Annotated in this window: 16 protein-coding genes; 7 read left to right on the forward strand and 9 right to left on the reverse strand. The window is 53.6% G+C overall.

Annotated elements, in window-relative coordinates; all coding sequences use genetic code 11:
* The first annotated feature begins 8 nt into the window (after nt 1-8).
* The 3 genes from ICA20_RS00600 (at nt 9) to ICA20_RS00610 (ending at nt 2,528) form a co-directional block, all read left to right on the forward strand.
* On the forward strand, nt 9-860 hold the full coding sequence (locus ICA20_RS00600) for a class II fructose-bisphosphate aldolase (protein ID WP_038635444.1): 852 nt from the start codon (nt 9-11) through the stop codon (nt 858-860).
* An 80-nt stretch (nt 861-940) separates the two neighbouring features.
* A complete protein-coding gene (locus tag ICA20_RS00605) occupies nt 941-1,801 on the forward strand; it encodes a ketose-bisphosphate aldolase (RefSeq protein ID WP_006687642.1) in 861 nt (286 codons plus the stop codon).
* 49 nt (nt 1,802-1,850) lie between these two features.
* On the forward strand, nt 1,851-2,528 hold the full coding sequence (locus ICA20_RS00610; protein WP_038635440.1) for a D-lyxose/D-mannose family sugar isomerase: 678 nt from the start codon (nt 1,851-1,853) through the stop codon (nt 2,526-2,528).
* 38 nt (nt 2,529-2,566) lie between these two features.
* Here ICA20_RS00610 and ICA20_RS00615 read toward each other — a convergent pair whose 3' ends face one another.
* Together ICA20_RS00615 and xanP are read right to left on the reverse strand one after the other, a co-directional pair.
* A complete protein-coding gene (locus tag ICA20_RS00615; protein WP_038635436.1) occupies nt 2,567-4,273 on the reverse strand; it encodes an AsmA family protein in 1,707 nt (568 codons plus the stop codon).
* Nucleotides 4,274-4,394: 121 nt separating this feature from the next.
* Nucleotides 4,395-5,786 carry a xanthine/proton symporter XanP gene (gene xanP, locus ICA20_RS00620; protein WP_038635433.1) on the reverse strand — a complete coding sequence of 464 codons (1,392 nt, stop codon included), beginning with the start codon at nt 5,784-5,786 and terminating at the stop codon, nt 4,395-4,397.
* Between the two features lie 226 nt (nt 5,787-6,012).
* Between xanP and gltS the strand changes: the two genes are divergently transcribed.
* On the forward strand, nt 6,013-7,218 hold the full coding sequence (gltS, locus tag ICA20_RS00625) for a sodium/glutamate symporter (RefSeq protein ID WP_038635431.1): 1,206 nt from the start codon (nt 6,013-6,015) through the stop codon (nt 7,216-7,218).
* A 39-nt stretch (nt 7,219-7,257) separates the two neighbouring features.
* Here the strand turns inward: gltS and recG are convergent, their stop codons facing one another.
* The 5 genes from recG to gmk are packed head-to-tail and all read right to left on the reverse strand — an operon-like array spanning nt 7,258 to nt 13,122.
* Entirely contained in the window at nt 7,258-9,339 is a 2,082-nt protein-coding gene (recG, locus tag ICA20_RS00630; protein ID WP_038635428.1) for an ATP-dependent DNA helicase RecG, read from the reverse strand.
* A 5-nt stretch (nt 9,340-9,344) separates the two neighbouring features.
* The gene (gene trmH / locus ICA20_RS00635; protein ID WP_038635425.1) at nt 9,345-10,034 is read right to left on the reverse strand and encodes a tRNA (guanosine(18)-2'-O)-methyltransferase TrmH; all 690 of its coding nucleotides are present in this window, start codon (nt 10,032-10,034) and stop codon (nt 9,345-9,347) included.
* 4 nt (nt 10,035-10,038) lie between these two features.
* Nucleotides 10,039-12,150, reverse strand: a complete 2,112-nt coding sequence (gene spoT / locus ICA20_RS00640; protein ID WP_038635422.1) for a bifunctional GTP diphosphokinase/guanosine-3',5'-bis pyrophosphate 3'-pyrophosphohydrolase — start codon at nt 12,148-12,150, stop codon at nt 10,039-10,041.
* Nucleotides 12,151-12,168: 18 nt separating this feature from the next.
* Nucleotides 12,169-12,444, reverse strand: a complete 276-nt coding sequence (gene rpoZ, locus ICA20_RS00645) for a DNA-directed RNA polymerase subunit omega (protein WP_000135058.1) — start codon at nt 12,442-12,444, stop codon at nt 12,169-12,171.
* A 54-nt stretch (nt 12,445-12,498) separates the two neighbouring features.
* A complete protein-coding gene (gene gmk / locus ICA20_RS00650; RefSeq protein ID WP_038635416.1) occupies nt 12,499-13,122 on the reverse strand; it encodes a guanylate kinase in 624 nt (207 codons plus the stop codon).
* Nucleotides 13,123-13,383: 261 nt separating this feature from the next.
* Here gmk and ligB point away from each other — a divergent pair, with 261 nt between their 5' ends.
* On the forward strand, nt 13,384-15,063 hold the full coding sequence (gene ligB, locus ICA20_RS00655) for an NAD-dependent DNA ligase LigB (protein ID WP_038635413.1): 1,680 nt from the start codon (nt 13,384-13,386) through the stop codon (nt 15,061-15,063).
* On the opposite strand, the gene ICA20_RS00660 is transcribed toward ligB, so the two are convergent.
* Nucleotides 15,060-15,677: a trimeric intracellular cation channel family protein gene (locus ICA20_RS00660; RefSeq protein ID WP_038635410.1), complete on the reverse strand. Its 618-nt coding sequence runs from the start codon at nt 15,675-15,677 to the stop codon at nt 15,060-15,062. The genes ligB and ICA20_RS00660 overlap by 4 nt on opposite strands.
* A 443-nt stretch (nt 15,678-16,120) precedes the next feature.
* Here ICA20_RS00660 and ICA20_RS00665 point away from each other — a divergent pair, with 443 nt between their 5' ends.
* Together ICA20_RS00665 and ICA20_RS00670 are read left to right on the forward strand one after the other, a co-directional pair.
* Complete coding sequence (locus ICA20_RS00665; protein WP_038635407.1) at nt 16,121-16,792, forward strand: hypothetical protein; 672 nt, start codon at nt 16,121-16,123, stop codon at nt 16,790-16,792.
* 13 nt (nt 16,793-16,805) lie between these two features.
* Nucleotides 16,806-17,246, forward strand: coding sequence for a hypothetical protein (locus ICA20_RS00670; protein ID WP_038635404.1), 441 nt, complete (start codon nt 16,806-16,808; stop codon nt 17,244-17,246).
* Between the two features lie 101 nt (nt 17,247-17,347).
* On the opposite strand, the gene ICA20_RS00675 is transcribed toward ICA20_RS00670, so the two are convergent.
* Nucleotides 17,348-18,211: a YicC/YloC family endoribonuclease gene (locus ICA20_RS00675; protein ID WP_006687630.1), complete on the reverse strand. Its 864-nt coding sequence runs from the start codon at nt 18,209-18,211 to the stop codon at nt 17,348-17,350.
* Between the last annotated feature and the right edge of the window lie 72 nt (nt 18,212-18,283).

Genomic DNA, 18,283 nt, shown 5'->3' on the forward strand with positions numbered 1-18,283 from the left:
GAGGCCGTATGTTTGCCGATATGAAAAGCATGGTGACGAAAGCCTGGCGCGGGCAGTATGCGCTGCTGGCTATCAACTGTATGAACCTGGAAAGCGCCCGTGCGGCGGTGCGGGTGGCAGAGAAACACCGTGCGCCCATTATTCTGAATCTGTATCAGGGGCATCTGGACCATTTTCCGGCACCGATAGCGGCGGCGGTGGTCAAAGCGCTGGCAGAGGAAGCTTCGGTACCGATCGCGCTGGCGTTAGATCATGGAAAGGATCCTGTACGCATTCGCCAGGCTTTTCGCGCTGGATTCAGCGGGTTAATGATCGACGCCTCCGCTTTTGCGCTGGAAGAAAACATTCGCCAGACCCGGGCGGTGGTCGAGCTCGCAGCCAGCGTTTCTCTGTGCGTGGAAGGCGAGCTGGGCCACCTGGCCGACGCCCCGCGCTATGGCCATGCCGCTAACGCTGATTTGATGACTCAGGCCGCTGACGTGGAGCCATTTATCCAACAGACCGGGATTGATTTACTGGCGGTGTCGGTCGGTACGGCGCACGGTATGTACGCGCCGGGCGTAACGCCAGCCATTGATTTTCAACGGCTGGAGGAAATTGCCCGTTTATCAACGGTGCCGCTGGCGCTGCATGGTGGTAGCGGGACGCCGTTTGACCAGCTACAGCGTTGCCCGACGTTTGGCGTCGCCAAGATTAATGTTGGCGCGGCGGTCTTCGAAGCCGGAAAGGCCGCGCTATTGCACACCTTGTGTCGCGACACATCCTGCGAACTTGTTGATGCTCTGGCCCTGATGGAGCAGGCATGCGAGGAAGCCATTATTCCGTATCTACAGGCCAGCGGCGCTATCGACCAGGCCTGATTCATTTTCTGTAACGCCTTTTATGCCTCTGCGATGACGCACTGGCAGGGCTTTCTACACCCTGAAACTGGAGAATTAACATGTTAGTTTCGATGAAAGAATTACTGCAACCGACCCGTCAGCACGGTTTTGCCATCGGCGCATTCAATGTAGCGGATAGCTGCTTTGTGCGTGCGGTGGTGGAAGAAGCGGAAGCGACCAACACCCCAGCGATTATCTCCATTCACCCCAGCGAACATGATTTCCTCGGCGATGCGTTCTTTAGCTATGTGCGAGATATCACCCTGCGTAGCCCGGTCCCCTTTACTTTGCATCTGGATCACGGCGCTTCGGTAGAGCATGTCCTGCGGGCAATTCAGTGTGGATTTACCTCGGTGATGATTGATGGCTCGCTGCTGCCGTATGAAGAGAACGTGGCGCTGACCCGCGAAGTGGTCAAGCTGGCGCATGCGGTAGGCGTTTCGGTTGAAGGCGAGCTGGGTACGATTGGTCAGACCGGAACGTCCGTGGAAGGCGGTGTGTCGAAGGTTACTTACACCGATCCCGCCCAGGCGCAGGATTTTATCGCCCGTACCGGGGCCGATACGCTGGCAGTGGCGATTGGTACCGCGCACGGGATCTACCCGAAAGGGATGCAGCCAGAGCTGCAAATGAACATCCTGCGCGATATCGCCGGGCGGGTGGACATTCCGCTGGTGCTGCACGGTGGTTCCGCGAATCCGGATGCGGAAATCGCTGAATCCGTTACGCTTGGCGTGGGCAAAATCAACATTTCCAGCGATATGAAATACGCCTACTTCCAGAAAGTCCGCGAAATCCTGGCAAAAGAGACCTGGTGGGACCCGAACGTCATCTACCCGGAAGCCATCAGCGCCGCGCGGGACGTGATCCGCCACAAAATGAAACTGTTTGGCTCAACCGGCAAAGCGTCACTTTACTAACGGCATGCAGGCGGGGTGACCCGCCTCTTTCGCAACAAGGAAAAGTGCAATGAAGCGTTCATATATTAATTATGTCATCGATAAAGCGCATGCCATCGCCGAGACCTTTCGGGTCTGTCTGCCTGATTTTGCGTATTTAACGGTCGACGCCTGGCGACAACAGGACCACTCTTTGTGGCGTGAAGTGCGCGATCTCCAGCTGGGCTGGGACGTTACTGACTTTGGGCGCGGGGATTTTGCGCAAACGGGGCTGACGTTACTGACGTTGCGCAATGGTCTGATGGGGTCAGCCGATTACCCCAAACCGTATGCCGAAAAGATGCTGCAAATTCAGCAGGATCAACAAACACCGTGGCATTTTCATCGCCATAAGATGGAAGATATCGTTAACCGCGGCGGCGGCGATTTGTGTATGCAGCTGGCATGGTCCACGCCCGATGACGGGTATGATCCCCAGCGCATTGTTGATGTTAGCGTCGATGGTCAGCGGCGTACCGTTAAATCCGGTGATACGTTGGTGCTAAAACCGGGGCAGGGAGTGTGTCTGCCGCCGCGACTGTATCATCGTTTCTGGGCTGAGAAAGCCTTTGTTCTGGGCTGGGAAATCTCGATGGTCAATGACGACCAGCATGACAATCACTTCCTTGAACCGGGCGGTCGTTTCCCGACGATAGAAGAAGACGAGCCGGTGAAGTGGTTGTTATGCAGTGAATATAAGCGGTTATGAGCGGTAGGCCCGGTAAGCGAAGCGCCATCGGGCAATAATCACTGCGTAACGGGTGAGGCAACGTTACTACCTGATACCACACCCGCCTGCATGGTCTGCGTGACCTGCTGTTTCTCTGCATTCACCGCATGTAACTGACCGTTGACTGTGGGCTTGAGCGGCGTATCGGCCTGAATGTTGCCGCTGGCGGTGAGTTGAATGTTACCGTCGCCGGAAAGCGGCAGTGCTGGCCAGCCCCACTGTTGCAGGATGGTCATTGGCACGCCGCGCCCGTTCAGGCTGACCTGTGCCTGACGCTGAGGCAGTTGCGAAATGCTGGCGGTGGCCTCCAGCAGCCCTTTTTCTGTATAGGCGCTTAGTTCACTGATATTGATGGTACTGTTGTTCGCCGTGAGCGCCAGCGAAGGACGGCGCACGTCGGTGCGATTAAAGGTGGCAGCAGCGGCGTTGAGCGTGGCGTTACCGCTCCAGATCCCCCACTGGTTGTTCTGTACCAGCCCGAGGTTAGCGCCGTAACCGTCCAGTGCGGTGAGTTGCCACGGGAAGGCCGGGTCAATGTCGATCACCAGATTACGGCTGGCGCTGAATTTCTTCAGCGTCAGGCTGTTTAGCCAGGCTGGCAGAGGCTTCATCCATAGCTGTTTCCAGTTTTCCGGTAGCGTATATTCCAGGCCGGCAATCGCGGCATCGTCGAGAACCAGCGCTTTGTTGTTACGCATCCAGTTTCCGGATGTTCTGAGCATTCCCCCTTCCCAGCGGGTCGTGAACTGGCGCAGCGCAATGCCCTGCGGCGAGAACTCGGCGTTCAGAATCGGATCGAAGAAATGCAGTGAACCGTAGATAAACTCGCTGGCGTTCATCGACAGTTTTCCTTCCTGTGTTTGCCAGTCATCTTTGCTAAACGTCATGTTGCGCAAGCTCAGATCAAGGTCCGTGACCGCCCAGTCAGGACCTTGCAGACGGGCATCCGTCACTTCCAGACGACCAATTTGCAAGGATGGAATAGTGGTTAGCGGCGCAAAAAAGTCGGCCAGCGATTTGTCACTTTGCAGCCGGATATCGTTCAGGCGCAGATTCTCTACCACCCAGCTACCGTCGGTATTGCGCTGCGCCACGCCGGTTAATGCGCCACGCGCGACGTCTGCGCCAATATTACTTAGCATCACCCGACCATGGTCAATGCTGCCTTCAATCAATACGTTGGTGGTGGGGACATCGTTCAGCGTCAATGAGCTGGCGCTGAGCTGAATTTGTGCTTTGCTGCCGAGAATTTTACCTGCCTCAGGGCTCCAGGGAATCACGCCGCCGTTCACGCGCTGGGCGCTCAGGTTCCACTCGCTGCCGGGGCTGTTGAGCGCCATATCCTGTAACTGCAGGCGATCGGCCTGGAACGGTAGCGGTGCGGTTTGCTGGGAAAGATTCAGCGTGCCGTTTTGCAAGAGGATAGTGTCTACGTGCCGCGGGTCGGTGATTTGGCGGCTGCTCAGCCCAATATCGACCGTTTTAGCGACCAGCGTTGCGGGCTGACCATCGCGACCAAAGGTGACGTTTTCCAGCAGAATATGGGAAGGGGAAGAAAACCGGTGATCGATAGCATCAAATGCCAGATGATAGCTGCTGTTCTCTGAGACCCAGGCGCTGACGTGCTCTGCGCCCCAACGGGTTTGCAGTAGAAAATAAAGGCCGAGAATCGCCACTGCACAGGCGATCAGCACGTAAAGAAGCAGCTTTCCAATAAATTTCATGGTCTTCCATCCCGCGAAGTGCACATAGTCAAGTTATGCACGATTTAGAGGCAATGCTCAAGGCAGGAATGGTGAAAGAGCGTTACAGCGGCGTTGATTCAGAGCCAACGCCGCATTTTGCTTATTGCTTCTCTGGTGGGAACACCAGATTCAGAACGATAGCGGTGATACCGCCTGCGGCAATGCCTGAGGAGAGCAGATTTTTCACCCAATCCGGGGCAAATTGCAGAATCAGCGGCTGCTGGGAGACGCCCAGGCCAACGGCCAGCGACAGCGCAATAATCAAAATAGCGCGGCGGTTCAGCGGCTCGCGAGAGACAATACGTACGCCAGATGCGGCGATAGTACCGAACATTACCAGGGTTGCGCCGCCCAATACCGGTTCAGGAATATGCTGTACAAAACCGCTAACTGCCGGGAACAGGCCCAATGCTATCAGCATCAACGCCACCACAAAACCGACGTAACGACTGGCTACGCCCGTTAACTGAATGACCCCATTGTTCTGACCAAAACAAGAGTTCGGGAAGGTATTGAACACGGCGGAAACAAACGAGTTCAGACCGTTCGCCAGCACGCCGCCTTTCAGGCGTTTCATATACAGCGGACCAGAAACCGGCTGTTCGGACACATCGGAGGTCGCCGTAATATCACCGATGGTTTCCAGCGACGTAATCATAAAGACCAGCATCAGCGGCAGCAGTAAGCTCCAGTCGATACCGAGGCCATAATACAGCGGCGTTGGCACCATGATCAGGTCCTGGCTTACCGGTGCGGTATTTTGCGGCAGCATGTCCATAAACCATGCCAGCAGGTAGCCTGCCGCCATCGCAATCACCAGGGACGCAACGCGCAGGTACGGGTTGCGTTGGCGGTTAAGCAGGATGATCAGCGCCAGCACAACGCCAGCCAGCAGTAAATTCTTCGGTGCGCCAAAGGTGTTATCGCTCATTGCGGCATAGCCACCGCCAATCGACGTCAGACCCACCTGAATCAGCGACAGGCCGATAATCATCACCACCACGCCTGAGACCAACGGGGTAATAATACGCCGCGCCAGGTGCAGTACACGCGAGATAACCATTTCAGTGCAGCTCGCTAACATCAGCGTACCGAACAGGGCCGCCATCATGGTTGGGACATCTGCGCCACCGGTTTTTAGCGCCGTGCCACCCATAATCAGCGGCGCAACAAAATTAAAGCTGGTGCCCTGAATAGATAACAGCCCGGAACCAACCGGCCCCCAGGCTTTGATCTGAATGATAGAAGCTACGCCGGAAGCGAACAGCGACATACTGATAATGTGTTGAGTATCCTGAGCCGGCAAACCGAGCGCCTGGCAAATTAACAGCGCCGGGGTGATCACCGCAACGAACATGGCCAGCAGGTGCTGACAGGCGGCAAACAGGGTCTGGGCTAACGGGGGGCGATCTTCAAGACGGTAAATCAGTTCACTGTTGTGAGTCTGCGCAACCGGTTGCGCATTTGTTGACTCTACGGCGTTAACGGACATCAGAGGCAATCCCATGGTGGAAAAGCGGTGATTTTATCTGACCAGGGCGGAAAAGCAAACGTTTGCCAGCAGTTATTCTTAATATTTAAAACGGATAAACAAACTTTTTTATATAACTTTTCATCATTTTCTGCTTAAAATCCACCCCGAAAACTCAATAAGAGCTAAAAAATCGGTCTGGAATGCATCGTGCGTGATTGTGCTAAACGCACTAATGGAGCTGTAAATGTTTTATCTCGATACGTTATCTACTCTGGTTGCGGCAACCCTTGTATTGCTGCTGGGACGTAAGCTCGTCCAGTCTGTCTCCTTCCTGAAAAAATACACCATTCCCGAACCTGTAGCCGGTGGATTGCTGGTGGCGATTGCGTTGCTGGTGCTGAAAAAAAGCATGGGCTGGGAAGTAAACTTCGATATGACCCTGCGCGATCCGCTGATGCTGGCGTTCTTCGCTACCATCGGCCTGAACGCTAATATCGCCAGCCTGCGCGCCGGTGGCCGCGTGGTGGGTATTTTTCTGATTGTCGTTGTGGGACTGCTGTTGATGCAGAACGCCATCGGTATCGGTATGGCGAGCCTGCTGGGCCTGGATCCGTTGATGGGCCTGATTGCCGGTTCGATCACGCTCTCTGGCGGACACGGAACCGGGGCTGCGTGGAGCAAGTTATTTATTGAGCGCTACGGTTTTACCAATGCGACTGAAGTCGCAATGGCTTGCGCGACCTTTGGTCTGGTGTTGGGGGGGCTGATTGGCGGCCCGGTGGCGCGCTATCTGGTTAAACACTCCACCACGCCTGACGGTATGCCGGACGATCAGGCTGTACCGACCGCGTTTGAAAAGCCGGACGTTGGACGCATAATCACCTCGCTGGTGCTGATTGAAACTATCGCGCTGATCGCTATCTGTCTGACGGTAGGTAAAATCGTTGCGCAAATGCTGGGCGGAACGGTGCTCGAACTGCCGACCTTCGTCTGCGTGCTGTTTGTTGGTGTGATCCTCAGTAATGGCCTGGCGCTCATGGGCTTTTATCGGGTGTTCGAACGGGCGGTTTCAGTGCTGGGCAACGTGAGCCTGTCGCTGTTCCTGGCGATGGCGCTGATGAGCCTGAAACTGTGGGAGCTGGCATCTCTGGCGCTGCCGATGCTGGCGATACTGGTTGTGCAGACGATTTTTATGGCGTTGTACGCGGTATTTGTTACCTGGCGCATGATGGGCAAAAACTACGATGCCGCTGTACTGGCAGCCGGCCACTGCGGTTTTGGGCTTGGCGCAACGCCAACGGCGATTGCTAACATGCAGGCAATTACCGAACGTTTCGGACCATCCCATATGGCGTTCCTGGTGGTGCCGATGGTGGGGGCGTTCTTTATCGATATCGTCAACGCGTTAGTGATTAAGCTGTATCTGCTGCTGCCGATTTTTGCGCAATAACGGCTGTGCGGCGGAGTAACATCCGCCGCGATAAGTCGATTATGCGTTGGAGTAACGTTCGGTTTCCGGCATCCAGCGCTCTATCAGCGCGGCAGCCTGTTGCGGATAACGTTCGTGAATATGGCGGGCTATACGCTGAACTTCCGGAATCATGGCCTGATCGCGCAATAAATCCGCTACTTTGAATTCTGCCGTTCCGGTCTGGCGCGTACCTAACAGCTCGCCGGGTCCGCGGATCTCTAAATCTTTTTGTGCAATCACGAACCCGTCATTGCTGTCCCGCAGAACCTGCAGGCGTTTCTGCGCCGTTTTTGACAGCGGCGATTTGTAGAGCAGGACGCAGTGGGAAGCGACGGCGCCGCGGCCTACGCGGCCACGCAACTGGTGCAACTGCGCCAGGCCTAATCGCTCCGGGTTTTCAATGATCATCAGGCTGGCGTTCGGCACGTCCACACCCACTTCAATCACCGTGGTGGCGACCAGCAGATGTAATTCACCCTGCTTAAAGGCGGCCATCACCGACTGCTTCTCGGCGGGCTTCATGCGCCCATGCACCAGGCCAATATTCAGCTCTGGTAAGGCAAGCTTAAGTTCTTCCCACGTGGCTTCGGCCGCCTGCGCTTCTAATAAATCAGACTCTTCGATTAGTGTACAAACCCAGTACGCCTGACGTCCTTCGTGGGTGCAGGCGTTGCGCACACGGTCAATGATGTCGCTACGGCGGGTGTCGGGAATCGCCACTGTGGTGACCGGCGTACGCCCCGGCGGCAGTTCGTCAATGACAGACGTGTCGAGATCGGCATAGGCGGTCATGGCCAGCGTACGCGGGATCGGGGTGGCGGTCATAATGAGCTGGTGTGGGTGGAAACCCTGCTGCTGGCCTTTCTCCCACAGAGCCAGACGCTGATGCACGCCAAAACGGTGCTGTTCGTCGATAATCACCAGCGCCAGTCCGTTGAACTGAACTTGTTCCTGGAAAATTGCGTGTGTGCCGACAATCATCTGCACCTGACCGCTGGTGATGGCTTCCTGCTGTGCCTGGCGTGCTTTACCTTTTTGCTTACCCGCCAGCCAACCCACTTCAACGCCCAAAGGTTCGAACCAGTTGCGGAAATTATTTGCGTGCTGTTCAGCCAGTAATTCAGTGGGGGCCATCAGCGCCACCTGCTTACCATGCGCAATCGCACGCAGGGCGGCAAGTGCTGCAACCAGCGTTTTACCGGAACCGACATCGCCCTGCACCAGGCGCATCATTGGGACATCCAGCGCCATATCGCGTTCAATTTCGGCAGTGACCCGGGCCTGTGCGCCGGTTGGTTTAAAGGGGAGCGCCGCCAGCAGTTGATCTTTCAGCCGATTGTCAGGACTCAGCGGTTGGGCGTGAAAACGTTGCGCCCCGGCGCGAAGCGCCAGCATGCTGAGATTGTGCGCCAGGAGTTCTTCCAGAATCAGGCGTCGCTGAGCCGGGTGTTGTCCGGTTTCAAGGTCGCTAAGCTGTAACGTCGGCGGCGGACGGTGTAATGTGCGCAACGCTTCCGGCAGGCCCATCATGCCTTGTAGTAACTCCGGAGGGAGCAACTCGGCAATGGCGCAGGTATCGAGCAGATCCAGCGCCTGATCGGTCAACTTGCGTAGCGTTGCCTGCTTAACGCCTTCCGTGGTCGGATACACCGGCGTGAGCGTTTCCTGCAGTTCCGGCGTGCTGAGATCGCCCTGTACGCGGTATTCCGGGTGGATCATTTCTGCGCCGTACTTGCCACGTTTCGCCTCGCCATAGGCCAGTACCCGACGCCCGGTGGCGAGGCTGTTTTTCATTGCTGCGCTGAAGTTGAAGAAGCGCATAGTGAGAATGCCGGAGCCATCGCTTATCTGGCAGGTCATCATCCGGCGGCCACCAAAAGTGATATTGCAGTTCAGCACTTCGCCTTCAACGGTGGCATAGACGCCCGGCAGCAGTTCGCCAATGGGGTACAGATGAGTACGGTCTTCGTAGCGCAGAGGGAGGTGGAGCAGGAGGTCCTGCACGGTGTGCAAGCCAATTTTCGCCAGTTTACTGCTTTGTGCTGCGCCAACGCCCGTCAGAGAGTTGAGCGGGATGGCATCCAGTAAACGGCCTTTCATCGCGATTATTTCGCAGACTGCATAGTGGCCCACCACGTTGCATCGGCTTCAATTTCGCCCTGCGTGTTTACGTGAGGGTAGGGAAGTCCTTTGCGCTTAGCGACATTCGCCAGCACCGGATAACCGCCTTCAAACAGCAAGCGCTGCTGTTCATCTTCCGGCAACATGCTGTTTTCTCGTCGGTACATGCCAGCATTTTGTCGCTGGCGCTGTGCTTCGTACAGAATCAGCGCAGAGGCAACTGAAACGTTCAGTGACTGCACCATGCCAATCATCGGAATGATGATGTCCTGGTCCGCCAGAGCGAGTGCTTCCTGAGTAATGCCGGTTTTTTCCTGGCCCATCAGGATGCAGGTTGGTCGCGTGTAATCAATTTCGCGGAAATCGACGGCTTTATCAGAGAGGTAGGTCGCCAGAACCTGCATGCCCTGGCTTTTTAACTGCGTGACCGCATCGCTAATGGTCGGGTGGGTTTTAACCTGCACCCAGCTGTTACTGCCCGCGGCAGAAGAGGCCATGGTACGCATACGGCTACCCGGCCAGACGGCGTGGACTTCATGTACGCCGACTGCGTCTGCGGTACGAATGATCGCAGAAACGTTATGAGGTTTATGGACCTGCTCCATGCAGACGGTCAGATCGGGCTGACGCCTGGCAAGCATTTCGCAAATGCGCTCATAGCGTTTTGAGTTCATATCTCTAGTTTCGGTTGCGGGTGACTTTAATTACGTCCGGCATGACGCGGATTTTGCGCATAATATTCGCCAGATGCACGCGATCGCGAGCGGTCAGGCGAATAAAGGCGCTATAAACACGACCATCTTTCTCTTCAGTATTCAGACTTTGAATATTGGAGGTCGTCGTGTTGATTGCCGCCGTCAGGTTCGCCAGAGCACCCTGGTGGTTAAACATGTCCACCTTAATTTCGGTGATGAACTCCTGCTCTGTCTCTTTATCCCATTCCACCGCCATAAATTTCTCTGGCTCTTTCTGGTAGCCACGAATGTTACGGCAGGACTCATGGTGAATCACCAGACCTTTACCCGGACTGACGTGGGCAATGATCGGATCGCCAGGAATTGGACGGCAGCATTTGGCAAAGGTGATCAGTACGCCGTCTGCGCCTTTGATCGGCAGATGACCATGACCAGATTGCGCAGGAACGTTCGCCGATGCTTCGCCCTGCTGAAGGTTTTTCGCTACCACCACGCTCATGGCGTTGCCCAGACCGATTTCCGCTAACAGATCGTCAAGCGTAGCGAGCTTCATACGCTCAAGCTCACGCTGGATACTTTCCTGCGGGATTTCAGCCAGTTTACGGCTACCACCCAGGGCATGGTTAAGCAGTCGACGCCCCAGACTGACGGAATCATCGCGCTTAAGGTTTTTCAGCAGTTGGCGAATTTTTGCTCGTGCTTTCGAGCTGACGACGAAGTTGAGCCATGCCGCATTCGGCCGGGCGCCCGGCGCGGTAATGATTTCAACGGTCTGACCGCTAAACAGCGGTTGGGAAAGCGGATAAGGCTGTCTGTCGACACGTGCGCCAACGCAGGCATGACCGATATCGGTATGTACCGCGTAGGCGAAGTCGACAGGCGTCGCACCGGCAGGCAGCTCGACAATGCGCCCTTCCGGTGTGAAAACATAAATCTCATCCGGGAAGAGATCAGATTTAACGCTTTCAATAAATTCAAATGAGCTACCGGCGCTTTGCTGCAGTTCCAGCAGGCTTTGCATCCAGCGTTGTGCGCGGATTTGTGCCGTGGTGCTGGTTTCGCCATGTTCTTTGTACGCCCAGTGTGCCGCGACCCCCATCTCTGCCATCTGGTCCATGTCTTCGGTACGAATTTGTACTTCAACAGGCACGCCGTGCGGGCCGATCATTGAGGTATGCAAAGACTGATATCCGTTCGCTTTGGGAATGGCGATATAGTCTTTCACGCGACCTGGACGCGGTTTGTACAGGCTGTGCATCTGGCCGAGTACGCGATAGCAGGTATCGGAGTCATGAACGATGACGCGGAAAGCGTAAATGTCCATGATTGAGTGAAAACGCTGCTCTTTGAGTACCATTTTGCAGTAGATCGAGTACAGGTGCTTCTCGCGACCGCTTACGCGACACGGAATGCCTGCTTCCTGCAAACGCCCTTCGATCTCCGAGAGGATTTTTTGAATCATCTCTTTGCGGTTGCCGCGGGCGGCTTTTACCACTTCTTTAATCACGCGATAGCGGTTCGGGTACAGCGCTTCAAAACCCAGCTCTTCAAGCTCGGTCTTAATGTGATGAATACCTAAACGGTGCGCCAGCGGACTGTAGATTTCGAGGGTTTCACGGGCGATGCGGCGGCGCTTATCGGGGCGTAATGAGCCCAGCGTGCGCATATTGTGGGTACGGTCGGCAAGTTTGATGAGAATGACGCGGATATCCTGCACCATCGCCATAATCATCTTGCGAAAGTTTTCAGCTTGCGCCTCTTTCTTATCGCGAAACTTAAGCTTATCAAGCTTCGATACCCCTTCTACCAGCTCTGCAACGCTTTTACCAAAAAGCTGTTCCATGTCCTGGTAGGTGGCTGGGGTATCTTCAATCACGTCATGCAGCAGCGCAGCCATCAGCGTTTCGTAGTCGAGTTTCATCTCGGCCAGAATGCAGGCTACCGCTACCGGGTGCGTGATATAAGGTTCACCGCTTGAACGTGTCTGGCCCTCGTGAGCGTCACGTGCAACGAGATACGCCTGCCGAAGACGCTTAATCTGGTCTTCCGGCAGGTAGTTTTGAATCAGCTGATTCAGGCTTTCAAACAGATACAAGGGCGACCCGCTTTGTGATTAACGACGACCTTCAGCAATAGCGGTAACGGCTTGTAATTCAGCGGCTTCCTGCTCTTGCTGTTCCTGGCGCTCACGCACGTCGAGGATCTGGTTGTTGATCAGACCTTCTTCGATTTCGCGCAGCGCGATAACGGTAGTTTTATCGTTTTCTTCCGGTACGAGCGGATCCTTTCCGCCTACCTGCATCTGACGAGCGCGACGCGCGGCGACCAGTACCAGGTCAAAACGGTTACCAATTTTCTCTACAGCGTCCTGAACAGTTACGCGTGCCATACTTAAAATGCTCCACAGGTGAAGAAATGACTGGGCATGATACTGAATGTGGGTTCAGTCTGCCAACAGTTTGCTGATTAAAGCGTCATGACGCTGCTTTTGGCGGCTCATGCGCAGACGTTCGGCGCGAATGATGGTTTTCAAATCGCCCAGGGCGGTATCGAAATCATCGTTCACAATAAGATAATCATATTCGGCGTAATGGCTCATTTCTGCAACAGCTTGCGCCATACGTTTTGCGATCACGTCTTCGCTATCCTGACCTCGACCACGCAGACGGCGGTCCAGCTCAATCTTAGAGGGCGGCAAAATAAAAATACTGCGCGCATGCGGCATTTTTTCACGAATTTGCTGCGCACCTTGCCAGTCGATATCTAAAAAGACGTCTACGCCGGATGCTAATACTTGCTCAATGGCCTCACGCGAAGTGCCGTAGTAATTACCGAAAACCTCAGCGTGTTCCAGGAACGCGTCTCTGCCAATCATGGCTCTGAATTCGTCATGGTTCACAAAGAAATAGTGTTCACCATGCACTTCCCCCGGGCGCGGTGCGCGCGTGGTGTGCGAAACAGAAACCTGGGTGTCATACAACGGTTGGGTCTTTAATAAAGCCTGAATCAGGCTGGATTTACCCGCGCCACTGGGGGCAGAAACAATATAAAGCGTGCCTTGAGCCATGAGTATCTTAATGTATGTGATTGTCGAAAGAGAGCCTACATACGAGCTTATTATACACGTAGCCGCTATGTGACGTAGCCTTTGTCACACTTTTTGCGCATGTTTATTGCGTTTTGCGTACCCGTTTCCTGTTTTATCGGCAATTTGCAGCAACACGTGAAAATGTCAGGAAGGCTGCTCGCACGATGAATTTTTGTCGCTCTGTTTCGATTGCACTCCGCGCTATACCTGCCGGGAAACACATTGGTTAGCGGAGGCAGCATGAGGCTATGGAAATGCCTTGGCATAGTTTTACTGGTCTGGAATTTGCCGGTCTGGGCGGTATGCCCTGCCTGGTCCCCAGCCCGGGCAAGCGAGGAAATTTCACGATTACAGCAGCAGATAACACAGTGGAATGATAGTTACTGGAAACAGGGTGTCAGCGCCGTTGATGATGGCGTTTATGACCAGCTCAATGCGCAACTCATCCAATGGCAGCGCTGTTTTGGCGATGAAGCTCCACCTGATCTGTCTGCGCCCCCAATAAGTGGCACAGTCTCGCATCCAGTACCTCACACGGGGGTCCGCAAGCTGGCTGGTAAGCAAGCGTTACAGCAATGGATGCGTGTGCGCAGCGATCTCTGGGTACAACCAAAGGTCGACGGCGTGGCGGTCACGCTGGTCTATCGCAATGGCAATCTGGTAAGAGCGATTAGCCGAGGTAATGGCCTGAAAGGTGAAGACTGGACGCAAAAGGTGCTGCGGATACCTTCCGTACCACACACTTCCAAAGGTCTGCTGGCAAACAGTACGTTGCAGGGTGAGATATTTTTACAGCAGGAAGGGCATATCCAGCAACAGAGCGGGGGAATGAATGCCCGCTCAAAGGTCGCTGGAATGATGATGCGCCAGAGCAACCCGGAATTGTTACGTTCGTTGGCTATTTTCATCTGGGCCTGGCCTGATGGCCCGGCGGTCATGTCGGAAAGGCTGGAACAACTCACTGCCGCCGGGTTTAGTTTCACGCAACGCTATACCCAGCCCGTGAAAAATGCGGACGATGTCGAGCATGCCCGTACCCGTTGGTGGACTTCGGCACTCCCTTTTGTGACGGATGGCGTCGTGGTGCGATCGGGGAAAGAACCGCAGGCGCGATACTGGTTACCCGGGCAGGGAGAGTGGCTGGCGGCATGGAAATATCCGCCCGTGTCTCAGGTATCCGAGGTCACAGATATTCAGTTTTCAGTCGGTAAAACTGGGAAAATTGCCGTAGTCGCGCTGCTGGCACCCGTCATGCTGGACGATAAACGAGTGCAACGCGTCAATATTGGCTCTGTACGCCGCTGGAATGAATGGGATATCGCGCCTGGAGATCGGATCCTGATAAGCCTGGCCGGACAGGGGATCCCGCGTATCGACGAAGTGGTCTGGCGTAGCACTCAACGCACTAAGCCAACGCCGCCTGTGGGACATTTCAATTCAATGACCTGCTTTTATGCCACGCCGGCGTGTTATGAGCAATTTATTGCCAGACTGGTTTGGCTGGGCGCGAAAGAAGTGCTGGAATTAGAAGGTATTGGTGAGGCGGGATGGCGTAACCTTCATCAGGCGTATCACTTTGAACATATCTTTTCCTGGCTCGGATTAACTCAGGAGCAGCTCCAGTCCACATTAGGCGTAAGCAAAGGGGAGAAGATGTGGCATCAGTTCAACCTGTCGCGCCATCTTCCGTTCACACGTTGGGTTATAGCCATGGGAATACCGTTAACACAGGCAACGCTGAATGCCAGTCGGGATGCTTCGTGGAAACAATTGCAGGACCGTGATGAACAAAGCTGGCGACAACTCCCTTTAATGGGGGGGCGCCGGGCACGACAGATTATTCAGTGGCTGGAGGCCAGGGAGGTCATAGCGCTGAGCAACTGGCTGGCTGCTCAGCGTATTACGGGCTTTATGCCTTAATGGCCTTCATGGCGATAATAAAATACTGGCAGGCCCAACTTCAGGCGGAGCGCCAGTAAGCGGGCGGTAAAACCGAAGAGTAGGGTAGAGATAACCACCACATCGTGGCTGGAGACGTAATGTTGCAGCACGATGTAAAGCACGGCAGCGGCAAAAGAAACGCCAGCATACAGCTCTTTCTGGAACACTAACGGAATGCGTTTGCAGAACATGTCGCGTAACACGCCACCGAAGACGCCGGTAGTGACCGCAGCGACCACGGCGATAATCGGCCCGTGACCCATATCCAGCGCCACCTGTGCGCCAATAATAGAAAAGACCACCAGGCCCAGCGCATCCAGTACAAGGAATATTTTACGCAGGTAGGGCATGACAGGAGCAATAATGGTGGTGAGTACCGCAGCGGCCGCCACAATAATGACGTATTCAGGATGCTTTACCCAGCCAAGCGGATAGTGGCCGAGAAGAATGTCGCGTACCGAACCTCCGCCAATGGCGGTCGCAGTGGCAATAATAATGACGCCAAATGTATCCATACGGCGACGTCCTGCCGCAAGCGCGCCGGTCATGGCTTCGGCAGTAATACCAATTAAATATAAAACGTGTAACAGCATGTATTCCCCCTGATGTGCTGGGGGCTAAGGTTATCGATTTGTGCGCATTGTCACGATTGAGATTTTCTAAGGTGAAACGATTTTAATAACTATAGATAATGCGAATTTGTCATAAATGCGTTATGGCATGCTATCTAAAGTGTGGAGTGTAATAATAAACGATGAGAAAATGTAATTCGAAGTGAAGAGGCGGAAGCGAAACGTCGGGAAAAACACGTAGTCCCGCCGTTTACTGGCGGGACACGTATGATATTTCATCAAGCTATCACTTCCCGGCCATAGGACAAGTTGACACGCCAGAAGCCATTAGGGAAGTCATCATGAGTAAACTCTGATATTCAGCGGCCTCTATTCTGAAAAATGGCCCCCTCTGCTATCGCTTCTATGTGTGTAGGGGCATTTACAGCAAAATCTTCAGTATTTTATCAGTTGGAGTGGTGGATATGAGCGCCAGAGAAGAAATTCAGGATGGCAGAGAGGCTGGAATTTTAAGAAGTGGGATAATCTACACCGAAGTTTTGGGGTGGATAGATATGGGACATGCTCGAGGAGATGATGTCAGAAAGTTACTCTCGGATATGCACCAAGGCGAGCATTCAGGAAAGGATTATTACGATGTAAAATACACTCAAAGTATGGGAAGAGGAGGGCTTATAATTGGGAAGTTCATCAGATGGAGAATTAGAAAAGGGCGTAGCTTATTTGAACGATATAGTATAGCGCTTTCCATGATGATGGCGCTTGCTCATCGTTTTGAGGGTTTACAGTCAAATTTCCCCTTTTATCTTTACACCGACAGCGGTTTCAGTGGTGAGGATTTAGTATCCGATTTGCTGGGGTTCTACCGCGTAGTCTCATATAGTAACCCATTCCCGCTATTGCAACCCGTCAGCAAAGAGGAAGCCCTCAGACGTTGGGATTATTATGGTCCAATCGGCTCTTTTAAAAACACCTCATTCCAACCGATTTTATTTCCCGATCCGATGAAATCAGCTTTAGCTCTTCCTGTAAAAGGTGTTTTACCCTCATTCATGAGAACAGTGATACCTTACAGCGACTTTAGGTCTGGTAACGTTAAAATAGTTTCCAGAGATGGAACGGTCGTTAACTGGTAAAAAAGGGAAACATATGAAACAGGCAGTCATAATAGTGCTGATGGTAATAGCTATATGTAGCTCTTATTTCTGGCCTAATATTAAAATGAGACTTGCATGTAACGCACAATATACAGAGTTTGATAAAGCCAAATATGATTATTACACTCCCCAAGTTTTAAAAAAAATGCCGAGAATATCCCAAGTATATGACTTTAATTATACGAACATTTCTGGCCCTAAGGCTGATGTATGGAGTGTGACGTTCCATAATACCAGGGATACGTGGAAAATTAGTGAATATCTCTCAATGGTGGGCTATGAAAAACAGGAAAAATGCGATATAGAGGCAGAATGCTGGCGCCTCAGGGGATCTGATGAAGTACTGACAGTCGTGAAGATGAACAGCAGCAACGCTGTTCGGGTTGATATTCTGAAGAGTCTTTATAACGACAAATATATGCCAGATAAATAAGTGTTCAATTTTATATAAGCCAGTACTTACTGGAGGTACGGATAGCCTGCATTGAGCAGGCTATCTAGTACGTTATGATAGCATAGGCATGGTACGCAAAATTACTCGATGTTCTGAATTTGCTCGCGCATTTGCTCGATCAAGACTTTCAGTTCAATTGCGGAGTTAGTCACTTCGGCATTGATAGACTTGGATGCCAGAGTGTTCGACTCACGGTTGAATTCCTGCATCATGAAGTCCAGACGACGGCCAACCGCCTCTTTTTTCTTCAGAATGTTGTAGGTTTCTTTGACGTGAGCTTCCAGGCGATCCAGTTCTTCAGCCACGTCGATACGCTGTGCCATCAGCACCAGCTCTTGCTCAAGGCGGTTATTTTCCAGTTGCACCTGAGCGTCTTCCAGTTTGGCCACCAGACGCTCACGCTGCCATTGTAGAATTTCCGGCATATGCGCACGTACCTTCGTCACTTCAGCGCTGACGCCTTCCAGACGCTGCTCGATCAGCGCCTTCAGCGCCTGACCTTCGGTTTCACGCGCAACGATAAAGTCATCCAGCGTACCGTCAAGCGCAGCGAGGATTTCGGCGGCAATGGCGTCCAGATCTTGCTCCTGGGCTGCCATTACGCCAGGCCAACGCAGGATATCAACCGGGTTAATTTCACCTTCATCACTCTGCATTTTGACCCAGTTAGCAGCACTCACGAGCTGTTTAGCGAGCTTTTCATTCAGAATCAGCTCGCCCTGCGCGCTGGCATCCGGCTCAAAACGCAGTGTACATTCGATTTTACCGCGCGTCAGACGCGTGCGGATGCGTTCGCGAACCACGGGTTCGAGACTACGGAACTGTTCCGGCAGGCGAAAATAAGTTTCCAGATAACGCTGGTTTACCGAGCGCATCTCCCAGGTTGCGCTACCCCATTCACCCTTGATTTCACGCCGGGCGTAGGCGGTCATGCTGCGGATCATAGACGTTCCTGTTTTTAAAGATGAGATGGGAGGATTATAGCCATCCACGTCTTGTCAGGATAGGAATAACCG

The organism is Citrobacter sp. C5_2 (assembly GCF_014596845.2).
Taxonomy (GTDB): Bacteria; Pseudomonadota; Gammaproteobacteria; order Enterobacterales; family Enterobacteriaceae; genus Citrobacter; species Citrobacter werkmanii.

Bases quoted from the DNA above. Each gene is read 5' to 3' on its own strand.
- ICA20_RS00600 (WP_038635444.1), top strand. From the start codon at position 9: ATGTTTGCCGATATGAAAAGCATGGTGACGAAAGCCTGGCGCGGGCAG.
- ICA20_RS00605 (WP_006687642.1), top strand. From the start codon at position 941: ATGTTAGTTTCGATGAAAGAATTACTGCAACCGACCCGTCAGCACGGT.
- ICA20_RS00610 (WP_038635440.1), top strand. From the start codon at position 1,851: ATGAAGCGTTCATATATTAATTATGTCATCGATAAAGCGCATGCCATC.
- ICA20_RS00615 (WP_038635436.1), bottom strand. From the start codon at position 4,273: ATGAAATTTATTGGAAAGCTGCTTCTTTACGTGCTGATCGCCTGTGCA.
- xanP (WP_038635433.1), bottom strand. From the start codon at position 5,786: ATGTCCGTTAACGCCGTAGAGTCAACAAATGCGCAACCGGTTGCGCAG.
- gltS (WP_038635431.1), top strand. From the start codon at position 6,013: ATGTTTTATCTCGATACGTTATCTACTCTGGTTGCGGCAACCCTTGTA.
- recG (WP_038635428.1), bottom strand. From the start codon at position 9,339: ATGAAAGGCCGTTTACTGGATGCCATCCCGCTCAACTCTCTGACGGGC.
- trmH (WP_038635425.1), bottom strand. From the start codon at position 10,034: ATGAACTCAAAACGCTATGAGCGCATTTGCGAAATGCTTGCCAGGCGT.
- rpoZ (WP_000135058.1), bottom strand. From the start codon at position 12,444: ATGGCACGCGTAACTGTTCAGGACGCTGTAGAGAAAATTGGTAACCGT.
- gmk (WP_038635416.1), bottom strand. From the start codon at position 13,122: ATGGCTCAAGGCACGCTTTATATTGTTTCTGCCCCCAGTGGCGCGGGT.
- ligB (WP_038635413.1), top strand. From the start codon at position 13,384: ATGAGGCTATGGAAATGCCTTGGCATAGTTTTACTGGTCTGGAATTTG.
- ICA20_RS00660 (WP_038635410.1), bottom strand. From the start codon at position 15,677: ATGCTGTTACACGTTTTATATTTAATTGGTATTACTGCCGAAGCCATG.
- ICA20_RS00665 (WP_038635407.1), top strand. From the start codon at position 16,121: ATGAGCGCCAGAGAAGAAATTCAGGATGGCAGAGAGGCTGGAATTTTA.
- ICA20_RS00670 (WP_038635404.1), top strand. From the start codon at position 16,806: ATGAAACAGGCAGTCATAATAGTGCTGATGGTAATAGCTATATGTAGC.
- ICA20_RS00675 (WP_006687630.1), bottom strand. From the start codon at position 18,211: ATGATCCGCAGCATGACCGCCTACGCCCGGCGTGAAATCAAGGGTGAA.